Genomic DNA, 20,569 nt, shown 5'->3' with positions numbered 1-20,569 from the left:
GCACGCTGAAACTCGCGCCCACATAGGAGGCAAGCTGTTCTTCCCAACGGCGCTGCATCTGCGGTTCGACCGCCAGCGCCTTCAATGTCTCGATCCCGGTAACGCTCTCCACCAGCAGGGCCTGATTTTCGGCGCCGCACCTGAACTTCTCGTCGAGCCGCCTGCGGAAAATCGGCGTCGCGCCGGCCGACACGCCGATATAGACGGGAAAGGCGCCGAGCACGACCAGGGTCAACAGCGGGGAGTAGACGACCATCACGCCGAGGAAGACGACAGTGAAGGCAAGGTCGACGACCAACGTCAGCGCCGAGCTGGTGAGGAAGTTGCGGATGTTCTCCAGCTCGCGCACGCGGGCGATCGAGTCACCCGCGCGCCGCGCCTGGAAATAGGCCAGCGGCAGCGCCGTCAGGTGGCGATAGAGCCGCGCCCCGAGCACGACGTCGATGCGGTTGGTGGTATGGGCGAAGAGATAGGTGCTCAGACCGCCGAGAATTGCCTCGAAGACCGCAATGGCAACCAGTCCGACGGTGAGGATCTCTAGCGTGCTCAGCCCGCGATGCACCAACACCTTGTCGATCACGACCTGGAAGAAGAGCGGACTGATGAGAGCGAATATCTGCAGGAAGAGGGAGGCAACGAGAACCTCGCCCAGCAGATGGCGATATTTCCAGATAGCGCCTAGAAACCAGCTGATGCCGAAATGCCGAGACAGGTCGGAGAGCGAGGCGCGGCGCGCCATCAGGATCAGCTGCCCGTCCCAGATCTCCTCGAACTCGGCGCGCGACAGCGCTTCCGGGCGCGGCGCATGGGGGCGCTGGACGAGGACCTGGTTGTCTCCAGCCTTGCCGAGCAGCAGGAAGCCGCCATCCGTGAGCGAGGCTATGGCCGGCAGCGGCGTGCGGGCGAGGCGGAGCCAGGCGCTTCTGACGCTGCGAGCCTTGAGTCCGAAATCTTTGGCGCAGCGCAGCATCTCCGTCGTGCCGATGTGCGCCTGGCCGAATTTGTGACGTATCTGCGGGCCTTCGGCGGCGACGCCGTTGAGCTGAAGGAGCATCACCAGCGCGGCAAGCCCCTGGTCGTCCTCCCGTCCGGTCTCAGGGCCCCCAAACGCCATGCCCGGATCCCTCTCAGCGCTCGAAATGACCTGGAGTTGCCAGGAGCGCCACGAGATCGTGACCGCCATGCTGCGACCATGCCGGGGCGATCTCCCCGGCACCGGCATGGCCGTCGTGGAAGCCCCAGGCCGAATACTGGTTGAACAGCGCAAGCAGGTTCGATGTTGGATTGGTTGTGGTCGCCGGAGGATCGGTGACCGTCATCGTCTGGGATGGGGCGCTTGCTGTTTCGCCAAGGGTCGAGTTGCTTGCGGTGACCGTCAGCGTGGCGACGGGATGGCTCGTGCCGTTGTAGGACGATGTCAGCGCGAGCCCCGAGATCGGCTTGCCCACTGTGGACGAGTTCTCGGTGATCGTCCAGGTGTAGGTGCCGTTCAATTGCAGCGCTTTGCTGACATGGTAGCCGCTCGGCGCCGTGATCGCCTCGTAGCTCGGCAGGCCCGCGATCCTCAAGGTGACGCTGTCGTCGGAATCGATCGGGGTTGCCGTGATGCCCAGCGCCACCGAGCCATGTGCCTGGACGGTCAGAGCCGTGTTGGCAATCGCCAGGATCGGCGCTTCGGGCGTTTTGTCTTGGTCGACGATCAAGGCCCTGGTGGCGAGCGGGGCAAGATTGCCGGCCTTGTCCGCCACGTCGGCGGTCACGGTGTAGGCGCCGTCGGCGAGCGCCTGCGCCTGTGCGCTAGTCACATTGACCGACCAGGCATTGTTCTGGTCCGCGGTCGAGTAGCTGTCGACGACTATGTTCTGGCTGTTGAGGATATTGACCGTGACGATCTGGCCGTTCTCGACACCGGTAGAGGTGCCGCTGATGGCGAATCCCGTCAACGCTTCCAAGCCGTTGACGTTATTGTTGCCGGCTATTGTGTTGATGGCGATCGTCGCCGTGGTGTCGATCTGCAGCGTGCCGGCTGGATTGTAGTTGGTGGCGCCCGACAGATTGGCGTTGTTGGTCGCTGGATCGGTGATGGTCGACCCGTTCAAGCTGAACGAGGAAACCGTCAGGTCGGAAGTGTTCTGGCCCGCGGCCACGGTATAGCTGAAGATCAATGCCGTGGTGCCCGAGCCGCCGCTGTAGGTCGCTATTCCACCGTCGTTGAGAAGAAGTCTTGGCGAACCTCCCGCGGTGTTGACCGCCACCGCCTGGTTGAAGGTTACCGTCAGGGTGACGGTCTTGCCGGCGTTCAGGTCGCCATTGCCATTTGTTATCCCTGCGCCGGATGTGGAGATCGACGCAATCGTTGGCACCGACGTGTCGATCTGCAGCGTGCCGGCTGGATTGTAGTTGTTGGCGCCCAAGAGGTTGGCGTTGTTGCTTGCGGGGTCAGTGATGGTCGATCCGTTCAAGCTGAGCGAGGATACGGTTAGGTCGGGCGTATTCTGCCCGGAGGCCACGGTATAGCTGAAGGTCAATGCCGTCGTGCCCGAGCCGCCGCTATAGGTCGCGATGCCGCCGTCGTTGAGGAGGAGTCTCGGCGAACCTCCAGCGGTGTTGACCGTCACGGCCTCGCTGAAGGTGACCGTCAGCGTGACGGTCTTGCCGGCCTTCAGGTCGCCATCGCCGTTGGTTATCCCCGCGCCGGACGTCGCGATGCCGGTAATCGTCGGTATCGTCGTGTCGACCTGCAATGTGCCGGCCGGAACATAGTTGGTGGCTGCCGAGATATCGGCGCTGTTGGTCGCACCATCGGCGATGGACGATCCGTTGAGATCGAGCGAGGATACGGTGAGGTCGGGCGTGTTCTGACCGGCGGTGACGGTGTAGCTGAACGTCAATGCCGCAGTGCCAGAGCCGCCGCTGTAAGTCGCTATGCCGCCGTCGTTGAGAAGAAGCCGCGGCGAGCCGCCCGCGGTGTTGACCGTCACCGCCTCGCTGAAGTTCACCGTCAGCGTGACGGTCTTGCCGGCGTTCACGTCGCCATTGCCGTTGGTTATCCCGGCGCCGGACGTCGCGATGCTGGCGATCGACGGTGTCGTCGTGTCGATCCGCAACGTGCCGGCCGGGTTGTAGTTGGTGGCGCCGGAGATGATGGCGCTGTTGGCCATGCCGTCGGCGATGGTCGATCCGTTAAGATCGAACGAGGATACGATGAGGTCGAGCGTATTCTCACCGGCGGCCACGGTATAGCTGAAGGTCAATGCCGCCGTGCCCGAGCCGCCGCTATAGGCCGCGATGCCGCCATCGCTGAGAAGCAGTCTAGGCGAACCACCCGCGGTGTTTACCGTTACCGCCTGGCTGAAATTCACTGTCAGCGTGACTGTGCTGCCGGCATTCAGGTCGCCGTTGCCGCCGGCGATTCCCGTCCCGGATGCCGAGATCGACGCGATCGTCGGGGGCCCTTGAACGGCCACCTGGGCGACGGCGGTCTGCCACCAATTGTTTGCGATATATTCGCTCGATATCCAGAAAGTGTTTGGATTGTTGGGATCCACGACAGCCGAAGAATTGGCGCCCCACCGATTGGTGTCCAGCGCAAACGGCTGGGAACTGGCCTGGTAAAGAACCGGAGTGGTGAATCCGAAAGACAGATTGTCGGTCTTGCCCAGGACGTAGTAGTCCGACGGAAGCATGTTCGGACCGCTGGCGTTGAAGTTGATGATCACGTCGCCGGCCGCATCGACCGCGATCGAGCCGTTGAAGGTCGCCACGTTCGTGCCGATGGCGTCGCCGGATATGGTGCCCTGTGCCGCCAGCACCGGGTTTGCCGGATTGCTGACGTCGATCTTGAACCAGTGAACATTCGGAACGCTCGATCCCGGTGATTGAACCTCGTTCGTGCCGTAGAGGAAGCCGTTGGCGTAGACGAGATTGCCGATCCGGCCGTCGTCGACGTCCAGCAAGACGTTCGAGCCTTGTTGCTGGGCATAGTAGGTTGTGCCACCGTTGCCCTGGTCGATGTTGCCGAACGCGATGTTGGCTACTGAGCCGAATGTGTTCGTGGCCACGTCGTAGACCTGCAGGGCCATGAAGCTTTGGCCGCCGCTGTCGTAAGCGCTGGCAAAATAGGTCTTGCCGTTGTTGCCCGCCACGTCGCGGAAGACGCCCAGGTTGGGATCAGTCAATTGGGTCGCTATGACGGTCGCTGTGCCGCCGTTATAGATGCCTCCGCCCACTCCGGCCGTGTCGCCGATCACCCACAATTCCGATCCCATGTAACCAGGACCAGTAGCGTTATATTGTGGAGACGCGATGTAGATGTTGGTTCCGTCGACAGCCAATGTAGGCTCGTCGGATTCGGTCGCCACGCCGTTGATGGTCGTCGAGGTGTTGATCGACCCGAAAAACCAGCCATCGTTCGGGTTCCCATCCTTGGAGACGGCAAACACTTCGCTGGTGCTGCCCGGGCTGGTATGCGGATTGAGATTTTCGGTGCTGTACACGAACCGATTGTTGACTGCGTCGTATGCGCTGAAAGTGTCTTTCAGCGAGCCGGTCCACGAGGCGGCGCCGCCGAGCGGAGGAAAGAAGTTGTAGGCCGACATGTTGGTGACGGCGCCGCCGGCAAGATTTGTCCATTCGACCCGCTGCCCTTCGGCCATAACGATGTTGCCCGGCCCCACGGCGAGGCCATTGTCCGGCGGGTCGTCGGATGGATCGGAGATGCCTGCGAACATGGTCTGGATCGACGATGACGGCATCGTGATCGTGTAGGTGACGGGCGCGCTGATCCCCACATTGCCCGCCACATCCGTATCCCTGGCTGTCAAGCTGTTCGTGCCGTTGGTCAAGCTGATGCCGGTGCTCCAGGTCCCGTCCGCCTGGACGATCGCCGTTCCAACCTGGGTCGTGCCGTCGAATATGGCGACCGTCGAGCCGGGGCCCGAAACATCGGGATCGCTGACTGTTCCCGTCACCGTCAGCGCCGCCTGGCCGATTGCGCCGCCCGCGTTTGCAATCGCCACCGTTGGGGACGTTGTGTCCAGGGTGAACGTCAGCGAAGCAGGTGAGGGATTCCCCGGCGCGCCGGTCTCACTGGCTATGATCGTATGCTGTCCGTCCGTGAGCCCTGTCGGCGTGAAAGTCCAGGCGCCGCCGGCGTTGGCTGTCATCGTCGTCGCGACTGCATTGCCGTCCACGGTGAAGGACACGACGGCATTCGCCACGCCCGTGCCGACGATCTTGGCATTGCTGGTGATCTTGTCGCTGGATGATGCGCCGGTGTCCTTGCTCAGCCGCTCGGTCACGTTCGCTGTCGGCGTCTGGATGGCGACCTGCGCCACCGATGTCTGCCACCAGCCATTGGCGACATATTCGCCCGACAGCCAGAAGGAATTCGGATCGGAAGGATCGGCGGTCGCCGAGGAATTGTTCCCCCAGCGCTGGACATTTCCACCATCGCCATTGGCAAGATAGCTCGAACTCGCCTGGTAGAGGACAGGGGCGCTGAAGGTGCCGGACGGGTCGCCCGCCGCCATGAAGCTGTAATAGTCGGCGGGATACATGCCCGGGCCGCTGGCAGTGTAGTTGATGATGACGTCGCCAGCCTGGTCGACCGCGATCGAGCCGTCGAACGTGGCAACGCCGCTGCCGATCGCCGCCCCGGATATGTTGCCCTGCGCCACAAGGGCCGGACTGCTCGGATTGGTGACGTCGACCTTGAACCAGTGGACCTGAGGTGTGCTTGAGCCCGCCGGCATCACCTCGGAGACGCCGTAGAGGAAGCCATTGGAATAAGCGAGGTTCTGGATGTTCGCGTCGCCGGCATCGAGCAGGACGCTCGTTCCTTGCTGCTCAGCCGTGTAGTCCGATCCTCCGCCACCTTGGTCGACATTGCCGAGCGACACCGTGGTTGTCGGGCCGAAGCTGTTGGTGGCAAGGTTGTAGGTCTGCAGGGTGATCAGGGTCTGGCTGCCGGTGTTCTCCGCGGAGGCATAGTAGGTCTGGCCATTGTTGCCGGCGACGACCCTGGCGATGCCTTGGTTGGGTGAGGCGACCTGGTTGGCGACCACGGTCATCGTGCCGCCATTGTAGATGCCCCCGCCGGCCCCCGCCGTGTCGCCGATGACCCATTGTTCCGTCCCCGCGAAGCCGGAGACATTGACCCCATATTGGGGTGCGGTGATGTAGATGTTGGTGCCGTCGAGCGACAGGATCGGCTGATCGGCTGCCGTCAGTTGACCGTTGATCGTGAGCGATGTGTTCAGCGAGTAGAAATACCAGCCGTCGTTGGGGTTCGAGTCCTTCGATACGGCGATATCGATGTTGCTGATCGCGCCGTTCGATCCGAGATTGTCAATGGTGACGACGTATCGGTTGTTGACGCTGTCATACACCGCGCGCGGATCGAACAGGGCGTTGGTCGCGGACGGCCCGAGCGAGCCGAAGAATTGGTATACCGATTCCACACTCACCGTGCCGCCGGACAGGTCCGTCCATTCGATCTGCGATCCTTCGGCCGTGACGATGTTGCTTGGACCGACGGCCAGCGCATTGTGCGGTGGATCGCTCGAAGTGTCGGAAATGCCGGAGAATTGAGTGGTGATTTGAGATGAACTGGTCATTCGGAACCCCCGATCCGTCAGGATGGATCACCGGCCGACGATGATCCTGGGCGTCGATCCGATCCTCACGAGATCGGGTAAGTTGCCTGTGTGCAAATGCGGGATACGCTACGGCTTCAGCAAACCGATGCGAGAAGCGTCGGTTCCTGTCGCGCGTTACTTCTGTATTGACGCAATATTCGGAATAGATCGGAGCAGTGTAGTGCGCACCCTCTATTCGAATGACGAAGGCCTCAGACCGTTGTCACTCGTGCGAATTTCTTGCGCCTGGCGTTGCTGATGCCCCCGGCGATTGTCGATGAAATTCGGCCATCGCTGACGATTTCGCGCGATGTCGCGTCGATCTGTTTTCGATGGAAAGTCCGAACTGCTTGCCAGCGGCGGACATCACCGGTTGAAATGGAGGCGTCGGGGAACGCGCTCACCGCAATCTCTCAATGCAGCGGCCAGCAGGGTGCAATCGATCTGCTCGGCAAAGGATATCTGCGGATCCGCCTCCGCCAGCAGGAACTGTGTGCGAAGCGACTTCAACCTGGCAGCCTTGGCGGCGCGCTCGGCACAATCAGCCTGGAGGATCGCCAGCGTGGATTGGCCGATTTCCTGCTGTCGCCGTCCGCTCATGTGTCCGCCCTCACAAAATCGCCCGGGGAAACGTGGTCCGACTATATCGGCGCCCGGCGGTACCGAGCCGGTCTCGCTGTCACCAGATCATGCGGACTTGCGCTTGTCGCCCTTCGTTGTGATGAAGACAGTCGAGCGCGACAGGCCCATAGGCCAGTGGGGTGATCGCCTGGCTGTCATGATCCGATGACGCCGGGCGCACAAGCGTCGTCTTCGTTCGAATGATGCCTGGCAGACGACGCTCGCGCATACTTGCCGCAGCCGGCGCCCCCCCAAAAAGGTCCCATACCCCGCCGGTTAGGCCCGGTGGCCGCTGAGTCCCCCCGAAGAGGCCGCCGGGCCGCTCAACGGCCAGCGCACCGCTTCTCCACGTCATTGGCGGAATGCCCGGGACATCTGATCGGTTAGAGGCTTGAGCAGGTAGGACCAGACGCTGCGCTGATCTGTGCGTATGTGGACTTCGGCCGGCATTCCGGGTTTGAGCATCTTCGCTCCCGTCAGGCAGTTAGTCTTATTTTCGACGCTGATCCGGGCCGAGAAATACGGGAGCTGATGTTGGGGATCCTTGATCAGATCCGCCGAAACCCGCCGGACGGTGCCTTGGCAGGCAGGGGTAGTGCCGGCATCGAAAGCCGGAAAGCGTATGGAGACAGGCTGACCGGGACGAATGTCATCGATCCGCGACGGTGGGATTAGCGCGTCCACTACAAGGTCGTCCGCATCGGGAACGACCATCATGAGCACTTCCCCAGCGCCGACCACACCGCCGATCGTATGGACCGAGGATTCCTGGATTGTCCCCGATTGCGGGGCGCGGATGGTTGTCTTGGCAAGTTCGTCCTGCGCCACAACCCTGCGCTCGTTGAGTTCGGTCAGCTTGGCTTCCGTCTCGCGCAGTTCGCTCGTCACGTCACTGCGTTTTTGCTCGTCCAGTTGCAGGATTTGCAGTTCGGTCTCGCTGACCCGGGCTTCGGCCTCGGCAACCGCCGCGGCGAGGCGCCCAGCCTCTCCATGGGCCCGCGTCGCCTCCAGCCTGACGTTGCTCACTCGTTCCTTGGACACAAGCTTCTTCGAGTAGAGCGCTTCGACATCGGCCCGATCCCGATCAAGGAGGACCACCGAATCGTCCGTAGCGGCCTTCTGCGCCTTGAGCCCCTCGATCTGATTTTGCAGCTGCTTCGAGCGGCTTTGCAGTTGCGCCTTCTGCCCCGTCAAGGCAGCGGCGCGGCTTTCGAACAGGGCTTGCTCGCCTTTGACGAGCCCGGCCAGATCCGGATCGCCCGTTTCGGCTTGAAGAGCCGCCGGAAGCTTCATCTCGGGCAATCCCTGCCGCTCGGCTTCCAGTCGGGCGAGACGAACGGTCGCGCGATCGAGATCTCCATTGATTATCTGCAGGTTTGCCTTTGTTAGCGTATCATCCAGCCTGACCAGCACATCGCCGGCTCGCACATGATCGCCGTCCTGTGCGAAAATTCCGCCGATGGTACCGCCCGTCTGATGCTGGACTTTCTTGATGTTGCTTTCGACAACCACCGTGGCCGGCGCAATCACAGCGCCGGCCACCTTGGTGAGGCCGAGCCAAAGTCCGCCCCCGACGATCAGCAGCGATATAACCGCAAAACCCAGTGTCAAAGTGGCGCGGATGCCGTCCGGGACTTCAAGCGTGCTCGTCCCCACCGCCCATTCGCCAGGGCCGGCGGGCGGGTTATGCGGCCACGCCGTCGCGTCAGTCATGTTGTCCAATCTCACGCACGCCCGCTCGGCCCCTTCTGCAACGGAACGACCGAACTGGGGCGCTCTCCCGGTGGAACGGGCCGGATTACATTCGCAAGAACCTCCTCGCGGGAGCCGAACGAATGGCGCATGCCGTTCGACATCACGAGGACCTGATCGATATTGGCAAGCGCGGAAGGCCGATGCGCGATGACGATGACGATACCACCGCGCTGACGCACCGACAGGATCGCCGCTGCCAAAGCGGCATCGCCATCCACGTCCAGGTTTGAATTCGGCTCGTCGAGCACGACGAGAAACGGACTGCCATAAAGTGCCCTGGCCAGTCCCACGAGTTGCCTCTGTCCAGCCGACAGCGCCGCCCCTCCTTCACCGACGCGCGTATGAAAGCCCTTCGGCAAGCGCATGATCATCTTGTCGGCCCCGGCGGCCCTGGCCGCGGCTAGCACGCCCTTGGCGTCCCCGCTGCCGCCGAACCGCGAGATGTTGTCCGCCACCGTCCCATCGAACAATTCGATGTCCTGCGGCAGGTAGCCGATGTGGGTGCCGAGCTGCTCGGGGCTCCATTGGTCGAGGGAGGCCCCATCCAATCTTATTGTGCCACGAAGCGGGCTCCACACCCCGACCAAGGCTCGCGCGAGCGTCGTTTTCCCGGACCCGCTTGGACCAATGACGGCCATTCCGGCGCCCCTCGCCAGCTGGAAACCGACGTTCATCACGGTCGGCTTCTGTTGGCCCGGGGGCGCTATGGTCAGCTCCTCGACTGCAAGCATGGCCTGGGGGCGTGGCAGTTCCATCGGCTCGACATGGCCGCCGAAAGCCGTCAGTGCGGCAGCAAGCTGAGCATAGCTCTGTCGGAAGGACACGAACCCTCTCCAGTTGGCGATCGCCGCATCGACCGGCGCCAGCGAACGGCCCAGGAGTATGGACGATGCGATAATGATCCCTGGCGAGGCCTCGCCACCGATCACGAGGTAGGCGCCGAGCCCCAGGACGGAAGACTGCAAGGCCATCCTGAGCGCCCTCGACAGCGAGCCGGTCGCGCCGACGATGTCGGAGAGCCGTTCCTGGTGCATGAGATAGGCATGACTGATCTCGTTCCACCGCTGGCCGAGCCGTTTGGAAAGGCCCATGGCTCGCACGACCTCCGCGTTCCGGCGTCCTGAATCGGCAAGATCGCGTTGTGCCATAAGTGTTTCAGAGGCACGAGCGGCCGGTCCGCGACCCAGGATTTCGGCGGCCACCGTCAGCAGCACGACAACAAGCGCACCGGCGGTTGCCAGTATGCCGAGCGAAGGATGCAGCAAATAAATGACGACGAGGTAGAACGGCATCCAGGGAGCGTCGAAGACGACTGTCGGTCCCAGCCCGGAAAGAAATCCGCGCAACTGATCGAGATCGCGAAGCGGCTGCACGCGGCTCGCATCCTGACCTTTGATCAGCGGCAGGGAAAGTGAGAGGGCAAAGACCTTCGGCTGCAGGTTGCGGTGAAGGCGGTTACCGATCCTAACCAGCAGCCGAAGCCGCACGAAATCGAGCAGTCCATAAACCGCGTAGAGGCCGAGCATGCCGATCGTGAATCCAACAAGTGTCGGAACGCTCTGCGACGGGAGAACGCGATCGTAGACCTGAAGCATATAGATGGAGCCGGTCAGCGAGAGGATGTTTATGACCGCCGAGAACAGCCCGACGCCGACAAGGCCAGGTACACTGTTCAACATCGCGGTGCGCAGATCGGGCGCGAGCCTTTCTGTTGGCCTCATGATTAGCGATCTTCCACGCCAAAGCGCCGCGCGAGCTCATTGGCTCTGCCGATGATGGGCAAACCGGAACCTTCCTGGAGCAGCTTTGCTCCCCCTCCTTGTCGAACATTCATCCCCGCTAATGTGCGTCACTCTTGGCAAAATGCAGCAAAATCGTGACGCCCTTGCCGAGAAACCCGACACCGGTTCACGAAACTGGGGATAGAGCGCTGCGCGGCCGGAGTTCTTGCGCGCAGTGCGGACGGGGACCGAACGCGTGTTCGGAGTAAAGCCGGGATAGTGACGAATTGCCGCGACGCGGGCGCCTCGCGGAGCGGCCATCCTTTCAGATCTTCCGCCGGTTGACCCGCGGAGCTCTATTGGATGGCAGCGCTTTCGAGTTCGCTTGCGAACCTGACCTCCACGGTGTCGCCGGGCGCCACCGCAGCGTCCTCATCGACCGTAAGTTTTCGCCATTCGTCGCCGACCTTGCGAACGATCGTGACCTGTGTCCGGATCGTTTCGCCGGCGATAGGCAGGGGTTGCGCGGATGCCCCCGTCGGCTGCATTTTCTGGCTGGCGGCGTGAAGCTTCGTAGAGAGTTCCGCCAGCGATGCATCGGTTTCCTTCAGTTCGCTCAGCAGGCCAATCCTTCTTTGATTGTCGCCGTGCTCTCGCTGCCGGGCATAGTCCTCCTGCTGGTGGTGCGTTCGCATCAGCTCGACCGACGTTTGAAGCGCTCCGCTGGACGACAGGAGCAGCGCGCGCCGGACATCGGCCAATCTGTTGTTGGTCAGGTTGCCGGCTTCGTAGAGCTTGGTTACCCGCGCCAGGTCCTCTTCGTCCGCCTTGACCCCCTCGGACTCGACCTGCTGGCGCTTGGCAAGCACCTCGACCTCGGCCGCCGCGTCCTTTTCGGCCTTTTCGAGGAAATGCTGTTCCTGCTGATAGTCGCTGAGGGCGATCTTGAGCGCTGCTCCCTCGGCCTGGGCGATCGCCGCACCTATGCTGTCCGGCAAGGGCGAGCCTTCCGGTATCCGCACGTCGAAGGTGTCCTTGTTCTGGAGTTCGGCCCGGAGTCGGGCCCCGTGGAAGTAGGCCTTGGTATACTCCCCCCATAGCGTTTCATAGTCGCGCCGCAAGTCGACGGGATCGGGCCCCGTCTGGCTTGTCCGCGACCGCAGGAGGCTGAACCCGCCCGAGACGGCAATCGCCTGCCGGACGGTCATCAGTGGACGGAAGGCCTGTTGGCCTGGGGTAAGCACGTCGCCGGTCACATAGATCGGACGGTACTCGGCGATGACCGCGGTCACGTCGCTTGGGCTTACGACGATCATCTGCTCCTTGCCGTCAGGCAGGCGAATATGAAAAATCTTGCTTGGCAGGATGGCTTCCATGCGCGCCTGCAATTGGGCCGATGTCAAGCCGCCGACCGCGACCAATCCGACCCCGGGAAGCGCTATCGTACCGTCCATCTGGACCGCCGCACGCTGCGTGCGCTCGGGAATCGAGGCAATTCCGATCTCGACCGTATCGCCGGGGGAAAGTTGATAGGGGCCGGCGATATCCGCCGCAACTGCTGCATGCGCGGCGCAGAGCACAGCGGCGCAGGCGAGAACAATGTGGCTAGCGCGCACCATTTGCGGCAACCTCCGTTTGGTTTGACGATCCTTCCTCAGGCCAGTCGAGGCGAGCGACGAAATCGTAGACCGGACCGCCAGCGACCCCCAGATGCTAGACCTGATGACCAGTGACGCATCCGGGGATGGTGAGGCATGTGTGCCGTTGTCGTTCTTTTCGGCGGCCCGCACTGCCAAGGTTATGGATGCGGCAGTCAACGCCGGCGCCGAGACAGGCTGGAGCAGCAACCTCATATCATGTAGTCCTTTTGGCGGCGCACGCGACCCTCGCTGAGACGGGCCCGCCACCAGGCGATGGTTCGCCCAAGCCCGTCCTGTAGGCTGGTCTGCGCCCGCCACCCGGTCTCGCTCGCGAAGCGAGAACAATCCGCAAGCAGTGCCCGAACCTCCGAGTTCTGCGGCCGCAGTCGGCTCTCGTCGTGGCGGATGGGTTTGTTCGAACCACTCAATTCGAGCACCAGGTCGAGCACCTCGGCGATGGTGGCGGCACGCTGGCTGCCGGCATTGTAGGGGCGACCGAATTCGAGCTCGGCGATCCCTGCGGTCAGGAATGCCGAAGCTGTGTCTTCGACAAAGGTGAGATCGCGGATCGGGCTGGTATCGCCAACCATGATAGCCGGACAATTTGTGTCAAGAGCTTGCCGTATGACGGTCGGCACGATAGCGCGTTCGCTTTGGCGCGGGCCGTAAGTGTTGAAGGGTCGCATAATGACGACGGGGACATCGAAGGATCTCGCATAGGACTCTGCCATCATGTCGGCTCCGATCTTGGACGCCGAATAAGGCGACTGCCCCTGCAGGGGATGGGTCTCGGCGATTGGCATGGTCAGGGCGGTGCCATAGACTTCGCTGGTGGAGGTGTGCACCACGCGTTCCGTCTCCCACTGACGCGCTGCTTCGAGGACATTGACCGTGCCCAAGACATTGGTCTCCACATAGGATTGTGCGGCTGCATATGAGTATGGAATGGCAATCAGTGCCGCCAGGTGAAACACGACGGCCTGGCCGCGTATGACACGGTTGAGGAATGCGCTGTCACGAACATCGCCGCGGACGAGCTTCAGCTGTTTTCGAACGCTCTCTGGCAGGTCGTCGAGCCAGCCATGGCTGTCGAATGAATTGTAAAGGGCCAGCGCGGTGACATCGGCGCCGTTTCGAACCAGCGCCTCGGTAAGGTGCGACCCGATGAATCCGTCCGCGCCTGTGACAAGAACCTTCTTTCCCTCGTAGCCCATGGCTAGGCCTCCATCATCGTCCAGCAGAACCGGCCTCGTCGATCCGACAGGACTCGCGCATCTCAGAGCCTCTCGCCGGCAGGCGGTGCCCGTTCAAGGACTGCGAGGAAGCAACGGATAATCCAGGCGATATCCGAGAGGATCGTGCGCTTCGGGTAGTAGGAAAGGTCGATCCTCGCCTTGGCGGGAAACAGGATCTCGCGATAGAACAGCACGGGATCCACGCCCTGCGGATACAGATGGGCTTCGTGCCGGAAAAGTGTCTGCGTTGGGCCGAACAAGCCCGGCCTGTATTGCAACAGGCTCTCGAAGCCCTCACGGAAACAATCCGCGAAGACAAGGCTTTCCGGTCGGGGGCCGACAATCGCCATGTCGCCCTTGAGGACATTCCAGAGCTGAGGCAGTTCGTCGAACTTGGTGGTGGCAAGCAGAGCCCCTATCGTCGTCATGCGGCTGTCGCGGGCGACAGTCAGCGGAAGGCCGTTCGGGCTGCACCGCACAGCGAACTTTCGGAACTTGTACATGCGGAACGGTAGGCCGCCTGCTCCGATGCGAGTCTGAACAAACAGGAAGGGCCAGCCGCCTTCCAGCAGCAAGGCTACGATGATCAACAGCATCAGTGGCGACAGCACCATGCCCGCCATCATCGCGACGGTCAGATCGATTGACCGCCTTGCGAACCCGTGGCTGGGACGCGGGCTGAAATATCGATGCAGCGATAGATCGGAAGCGTTCATGCCGCTGTTCCTGCCTGCCTGCCACCGTTAAGCGAGCTTGCCAGGGCGGACACGACCGCCTCGACCGCCGACGACGTGATCTGAGGATGCAATGGGATTGTGAGTTCGCGTTGGGCGAAGTCTTCCGTCAATGGCAGATGGGTTCCGGGAAAGCGCTCGCGATAGAGCGTCATCCAGTGGACGGGAGGATAATGGATAGTCGTCTGTATTCCCTGGTTCCGCAGTTCGTCGATGACGTCTTGCCTCCTCGCAAAGCGCGGCAGGATGATTGGCATGATGTGGTAGGCGGAAGTCCGCGGTTCGCTGAACGGAACCGTCACGGACGGGCAGTAGTTTGCAACCAGGCGTCGATACAGCACCGTCAGGATCCGCCGTATCTCGTTCCATTCTTGCAAGTTCTGGAGCTGTACGAGGCCGATCGCGGCCCTCATCTCGTCCATGCGGTAGTTGAAGCCGAGCATGGTCACGTCGTATTGCGGGGTGCGGCTGTTCAAGCGCTGATGTGTTGTCGTGGACATTCCGTGCGCGCGAGCCAGGCGAATCCGTTCGCGCAGATCGAGGTCTCTTGCGATGACGACACCGCCTTCTCCCGTCGTCATGTTTTTATTGCCATAGAAGCTGAATGCAGCTGCCGAACCGAAGGTGCCGACTTCTTTCAAGCCAGGTGCATGCGCGGCATCTTCAATGATGTGCAGCCCCCGCGTGCGAGCGAACCTTTGCCATTGTTCGCGATTGGCAAGGTAGCCTGCGAAGTGAACGAGAATGACCGCCTTGGTGCGCGGTGTGCAGCGTGCCTCGGCTTCGGCAAGCGACATTAGCGGCACGTCGGTCGACTCAATGTCGACAAAAACCGGTGTCGCCCCAACATACAACACAGCATTCGCCGTCGCCACGAAGGTCAGTGAAGGAACCAGCACTTCGTCGCCCGGGCCGATCCCGAGCGCGTGCAGTATCAGGTGCAGCGCGGCCGTGCAGGAACTGACCGCAACGCAATCCTCCGCGCCATGGGCATGCGCGAAGGCCTCTTCAAAGGCACGTACCCGTTCGCCCATGGTGAGCCAACCGCTATCAATTACCTTCGACAGCGCGACTTTTTCCGGTAAGCCCAGGATCGGGGCACTCACCAAGAGCATCGTGACCTCCCTGGCGGTTGTATGACGCCCTGCGACAACCGTTGCCTCACGCGGCCGCGGCTGCGACTTCGATCGAAGCCGACTGCTCTTCCCACGAGATGGACTGCGCATTCTGGAAATCATCGACGCGGCCGATATCGAGCCAGAGACCCTCGTGCTTGTATACGTGCACGACTGTACCCGCCTGCATCATCTGCAGCATAAGATCGTCGAACCCAAACGGTACGCCGGAGGGAATATACTGCAAGACACTCGGATCCATGCAGTATATTCCCATGCTTACAAGGTGAGAAAGCGTCGGTTTTTCGCGAAATACCTGAACTGTATTGTCGATTTCATCTATGACACCGAAATCCATCTTGATGTGGCGGCAAGTCGTGGCGATTGTTACCGGACCCTTGTGCTTGCGGTGCGCCGCCACAAAGCGACTGAGACTGAGATCCGTCAGTACGTCGCCGTTCAGGACGAGAAACGGCTCATTCAACTCGTCTCTGATCAAAGAGAGCGGGCCGATGGTGCCGAGCGGTTCCATCTCCTGGGTGTAGCGGATCTTCAGGTTCCATTGGGATCCATCGCCGCAGACGGTGCGGATCAGGTGCCCCAGATATCCGGTAGTGATGTAGACGTCTTCAATGCCGTTGCGGCGCAACCATTTCAGGAGCAACTCCAGAACGGGGCGCGCGCCGATTGGCATGAGCGGCTTCGGCAGGACCGACGTGAAAGGCCGAAGGCGCGTTCCCATTCCACCGCATTGTATTACCGCTTTCATTGGATCCTCCCGGTTCCTCCTGCTCCATCTTCAAGCGCTCGGCTTGCTGATAATAACGCTGCAAGCCAGCTGGAAAGCTGTTTCCGAAGACCCGCTTCCCATGCCAATCCGAAGAGCGTGTCGTAGATGTTATGGCCGCTTGGAATGAGTGTCGTCGTGCATTCGAACGGTGGCGGTTCGGCGCTGCCGGTGTCGGTGGATGCGAGGCACCCGCCGGATCTCCTAGCGCTTAGGCCTCAATCATGAGGCAATCACGAATTGAATCCCTATGGCATTGAAGGGCGCAGGAATCCGCCGGTTGTGATGCCGGCCTGCTACGAGGACCGCGTCCTATTGAAATCGTCCCGAGCTCGGAACCCGACATCGAGCGAATTTCACGTAACTGTTAACAAAGGACGCTTTTCCCTTTGCGAATTAAGATTATATTAGCAATGTGATGTTTGCGGGCGAGGGGACACCGCAGGCCACGCTCTGAAGCGACAGCTAGTGACTGGCCACGAATTTAAGTCTGTCACGGTTGGTGCATGCAGGGTAATGGAAGGCGGCGAGCGCGTAAGGGTATGCTTGCCGATAAGCGTTGGGGTAGCAAAATGCATCGGATCGTCATCGCCGACGATCACGGATTGTATCGTCGCGGCTTGCGATTGGCACTGACCGCCGGCGTTCCAGACGCCGAAATATTCGATGCGTCCTGTTTCGACGCCGTGATCACCCTGTTGGAGCAGCAGGCATCGATCGATCTTGCTATCCTCGACCTGAACATGCCGGGGCTCTTCGATCAGGAGATACTCGGCGACGTGATGTCCGCCTATCCCCATACACATTTCGCGATCGTCTCCGCCGATGATTCGCGCGCCGAAATACTCAAAGCCCTTTCGATCGGGCTGCACGGCTACATCGTAAAGTCGCAAAGGGACGAGGAAGTGGTGCTGGCTGTGAACGAGATGCTCGCCGGCCGAATCTACGTTCCGGCACTTCTGTCGCGCGCGTCCGACGGGCAAGGTCAGACGCATCCGTCCACGGAGAGACTTTCGGCCAGGCGGCGCGTCGGCATAGGCAGCCTCGCCAGGTTGACGTCGCGACAAAGGGAAGTTCTGAAGTTCATGGCGGAAGGGTACTCGAACAAAGAGATTGCCCGCAAATTGGAGATTGCCGAAGCGACGACGAAAATCCACGCGGCGGCCATCATGCGCGAGCTCGGCGTGCGAAACCGAACGGAAGCAGCCGTTTTGCTGCAAAACTGGCTTGCGAACAACGAAGGCTAGAGTTCGATTTCTTTCCGCGACAGCCGCAGCGAATATCGGAACCCGTGCTCCGATATCTCCAATTCTGGCGAATGACCGACCAGTGGCGCACCGTCCATGCCGATAATCATGGAACCGAAACCATGGCGAACGACGCTTGCGAGCTTTCGTTGTCCCGATTCCACCCAATCGAACACGACGTCGCTGCCAGCGTCGGCCGACGCGAACCCCCACGTCACCTCGACGCGACCCTCGCCACCGCCTAGCGCGCCGTGCTTTACCGAATTGGTCGTCAGCTCGTGAAGAATCATGGCAAAGCTCTCGGCGGCTCCAGAGGGCATTACCAGCGATGGCCCGGCGATTTTTACGTCCCTTGTTTCCGCAAACGGTTGAAGCTCCTGAGCGACGAGATCATGAAGCGCGCCGGAAGTGCTCGAGTGGCGCGAGAGAAGCAGATGCGTGGCCTCCAGGGTTCTGATCCGGTCAATCAGCATCTCCTTGTATTTGGCAATGTCGTTGTCCGGAGCATTGATCATCCTCACCAGGGCCGTGATCACCGGAAACAGATTGCTGAAGCGATGGCGCTCCTCGCGCATGGTGCGTTCGCGCTTCTTCGCGGCCGCACGCAGGAGCGTGGTTTGCCGACGTTCAGTGAGGTCGGCGGCCACCCCGATGTATAGCGAACGATCATCGTATTTTTCCTTGCGTCCGCGCAGGGCAATCCAGCGCACATGCCCATCCTGCCGCCGGACGCGAATCTCGATGTCGTAATTCGCCGTCGTCGAGGTTTTGATCGAAGCCGTCAGCTTGGGCCAATCAACCGGGTCCACCACAGCGGAAAGGTCCGCCAGGCGGCGAGTGGGAGTTGGCGGTAGGCCCAGAATGTCCCAGAACTTGGCGGAGCCACTGACTGTCCAGTCATTGAGATCCATTCGCCAAGTGCCCATGCGTCCGGCGGATAGAGCGAGATCGAGCCATTCCTTCTGCGCCCGCAGCGTCTCGCGTGCGATTCGTCGCTCGGAAATATCGTCGACCACGACAAACACGCTGTCGGCAAAACCTTCGTCGTGCGGGGACGAAGACAAAGTCAGACGGGCCCAGAACGTCTCTCCATCCTTTCGCAACAGGCGAACCTCCGCACCGAACCAAGCGGCGTCGCGACCCAGATCTCTCATAAGTCCCCGCACCTCACCCCGGTCATCAGGGTGAATGAGTGCCTCGAGCGGCAACTGGGCGAGTTCCATCTCCTCATAACCCGTCAATTCGCAAAGGCGTTCGTTCGCTTGCAGCAACTCGCCGCGCCGGTTGCTGTTTGCGAAACCCATGGCGGCCCGTTCGAACGCCCATCGATAGCGTCTCTCGGTTTCCTGCACGGTCGCGAGCCTTGCCTCAGCGACCCCCAGTGCCTCGCTCAAGTCGGTTCGCAGGCGGTGGAATATCGTCGATATTACCCCACCTGAGACCAGAAGCAGGACGGCGCGGGTCCAGTCTTCGTAGGAGATCTGGGAATTCAATGCTCGCCGGGCCCAAAGCCCTGCCGCCGCCATCAGGAGCGTCGCGGCTATCGCGGCCGACCGGCCTTCGAGGTATACAATGATAATAATCGCGGGAATGAAGGAGATAAAAGCTCCATCCTGCCCGATATGTATTGAGTTCGTTGCTTCGAATACTATTGAAGCTGCCAGAATCGCTGCGGAAGCCACGTGGGCTGGCGGTGTCCCCGGCATTGTCGAATTCAGCCAGCGCAGATATGAGCCCATGCAACAGACTACAACCTTAGGACTAGCTCGTCGAGACTAGGCCATTCGGGGGTGGCTTAATACCACTGCGGGATTGCCATGCCTTAGCCGACGAATAGAATCACGTGAGTTGCGGCCGGCCACAATCCTGTCGCAGACACATCAAGCACGTCGAAATTTAGGTCAGGGGAATCACAGGGATCAAAGAGAAAGTGAGTAACCGCAAGTAATTGCGGAGAGTGGGTACAGTAGGGCGGGTACAAAAATGGCTCTGATTGAAAGGCACGCCGACGCGGTTGCCGGCAGTCGGTATGTTGTGCTGAAAAACGCGTATGCGCGGCAATCACGGACAATACATCCAACACGCACCCCGGATCGATCCGACGATCCGGCCGACGGGTCGCAACGTCGGACTCTGGAGTCCATCACCGGCATGCTCGAACGCATCGGGTGCGGCTATCTGGTGCTGAACGGTGAAAAGAAGGTGATCGAATGGAACGCGGCCGCTCGAGCCACCATTGAGAGGCAGGGCGAAGCGGCCGACACCGCCAACGCGCTCGCGGCTGGGCTCAAGCGGCTGGTCGCGAACGTACCAGTGCATTTCCTGCCAGGCTCACTCTCGTGGGTGGTGATCAAAAGCCTGGGCGACAGGCCCGTGGTAATCAATGAAATGGGGGTGGTCGCACCCCAGGGAACTTGCATCGTCGCATTGCTGGATCGCGAGAATAGATCCGCAGCCAATCCCGACACGCTGCAGCGGATGTTCGGCTTGACCGGCGCCGAGACGCACCTTGCGCTGCGATTGGCTCAAGGCGATGCGCCCTTGGACATCGCCCGGAGTTGGCGCCTCAGCCGCACGACGATCCGTTCCCAGCTTGCCTCGTTGTTCGCCAAGACCGAGACCAAGCGTCAGGCGGAATTGGTCGCGCTTCTTGGGCGCATCTCGGTCCTGCCGTGAGAGCGGGACCGATCATCCGCTGAAAGCGCAACGGCGGCGCCTTCCGCGGGAACGTGGCTGCCGTCTTTCGGCGTCCTCGGTCGCGCAAGCGGCAAATCTTCGTCTTGATGACATGACCAGACGGGGGCAAAGCATCCGCCAGATAGCGGCCTTTGGCTGGCCGGATGACGTCGGCCAATGGTTGCCCTGCGTCGATGCTGGCCACGTTGGCGTCTCCGATGGTCAGCCGCTGCAGCGCCGGCAGCTCCTCCAATAACGTTACTTCGCTCCAATGCGGTCGGCGCAGTCAACAGGATGCTCGGCGGCTCCAGCTCATCGGTAAACATGGCGTTGGCATTTTCCGTATCGCCGGCCAGGGCCGCCGGAGATTCGGGCTCACATTGCGGAACGAGGCTAGGCT

The 20,569-nt window shown here is 61.3% G+C and carries 13 protein-coding genes; 2 read left to right on the top strand and 11 right to left on the bottom strand.

Annotation, left to right across the window (positions count from 1 at the left end):
- The 10 genes from KVT37_RS30155 to KVT37_RS30110 form a co-directional block, all read right to left on the bottom strand.
- A partial coding sequence (locus KVT37_RS30155; RefSeq protein WP_254634358.1) for an ABC transporter transmembrane domain-containing protein occupies positions 1–1,114 on the bottom strand: 1,114 nt, incomplete at its 3' end.
- 13 nt (positions 1,115–1,127) lie between these two features.
- Positions 1,128–6,617 (bottom strand): Ig-like domain-containing protein, encoded by a 5,490-nt coding sequence (locus tag KVT37_RS30150; RefSeq protein ID WP_217578664.1) that lies wholly within the window; start codon positions 6,615–6,617, stop codon positions 1,128–1,130.
- A gap of 387 nt (positions 6,618–7,004) precedes the next feature.
- Positions 7,005–7,238 (bottom strand): hypothetical protein, encoded by a 234-nt coding sequence (locus KVT37_RS30145; protein ID WP_217578663.1) that lies wholly within the window; start codon positions 7,236–7,238, stop codon positions 7,005–7,007.
- Between the two features lie 372 nt (positions 7,239–7,610).
- Positions 7,611–8,972, bottom strand: a complete 1,362-nt coding sequence (locus KVT37_RS30140; protein ID WP_217578662.1) for an HlyD family type I secretion periplasmic adaptor subunit — start codon at positions 8,970–8,972, stop codon at positions 7,611–7,613.
- Between the two features lie 11 nt (positions 8,973–8,983).
- Positions 8,984–10,735, bottom strand: coding sequence for a type I secretion system permease/ATPase (locus KVT37_RS30135; RefSeq protein ID WP_217578661.1), 1,752 nt, complete (start codon positions 10,733–10,735; stop codon positions 8,984–8,986).
- 356 nt (positions 10,736–11,091) lie between these two features.
- The gene (locus tag KVT37_RS30130) at positions 11,092–12,354 is read right to left on the bottom strand and encodes a polysaccharide biosynthesis/export family protein (RefSeq protein WP_217578660.1); all 1,263 of its coding nucleotides are present in this window, start codon (positions 12,352–12,354) and stop codon (positions 11,092–11,094) included.
- A gap of 230 nt (positions 12,355–12,584) precedes the next feature.
- A complete protein-coding gene (locus KVT37_RS30125; RefSeq protein WP_217578659.1) occupies positions 12,585–13,589 on the bottom strand; it encodes an SDR family NAD(P)-dependent oxidoreductase in 1,005 nt (334 codons plus the stop codon).
- Between the two features lie 62 nt (positions 13,590–13,651).
- Complete coding sequence (locus KVT37_RS30120; protein WP_217578658.1) at positions 13,652–14,326, bottom strand: sugar transferase; 675 nt, start codon at positions 14,324–14,326, stop codon at positions 13,652–13,654.
- The gene (locus KVT37_RS30115) at positions 14,323–15,459 is read right to left on the bottom strand and encodes a DegT/DnrJ/EryC1/StrS aminotransferase family protein (protein WP_217578657.1); all 1,137 of its coding nucleotides are present in this window, start codon (positions 15,457–15,459) and stop codon (positions 14,323–14,325) included. The genes KVT37_RS30120 and KVT37_RS30115 overlap by 4 nt, the downstream gene beginning before the upstream one ends.
- A gap of 46 nt (positions 15,460–15,505) precedes the next feature.
- On the bottom strand, positions 15,506–16,228 hold the full coding sequence (locus KVT37_RS30110; protein WP_217578656.1) for an NDP-sugar synthase: 723 nt from the start codon (positions 16,226–16,228) through the stop codon (positions 15,506–15,508).
- A gap of 590 nt (positions 16,229–16,818) precedes the next feature.
- On the opposite strand from KVT37_RS30110, the gene KVT37_RS30105 reads away from it, so the two are divergent.
- The gene (locus tag KVT37_RS30105; protein ID WP_217578655.1) at positions 16,819–17,493 is read left to right on the top strand and encodes a response regulator transcription factor; all 675 of its coding nucleotides are present in this window, start codon (positions 16,819–16,821) and stop codon (positions 17,491–17,493) included.
- Here the strand turns inward: KVT37_RS30105 and KVT37_RS30100 are convergent.
- Positions 17,490–19,232: a sensor histidine kinase gene (locus KVT37_RS30100; RefSeq protein ID WP_217578654.1), complete on the bottom strand. Its 1,743-nt coding sequence runs from the start codon at positions 19,230–19,232 to the stop codon at positions 17,490–17,492. The genes KVT37_RS30105 and KVT37_RS30100 overlap by 4 nt on opposite strands.
- 244 nt (positions 19,233–19,476) lie before the next feature.
- On the opposite strand from KVT37_RS30100, the gene KVT37_RS30095 reads away from it, so the two are divergent.
- A complete protein-coding gene (locus tag KVT37_RS30095; RefSeq protein ID WP_217578653.1) occupies positions 19,477–20,169 on the top strand; it encodes a helix-turn-helix transcriptional regulator in 693 nt (230 codons plus the stop codon).
- The last annotated feature ends 400 nt before the right edge of the window (positions 20,170–20,569 follow it).

Origin of the sequence: Mesorhizobium sp. GbtcB19, from assembly GCF_019091085.1 — a bacterium.
GTDB lineage: Bacteria > Pseudomonadota > Alphaproteobacteria > Rhizobiales > Rhizobiaceae > Mesorhizobium.
Note: the sequence above shows the minus strand (reverse complement) of the source record. Positions and strands in the feature narration are given on the sequence as shown.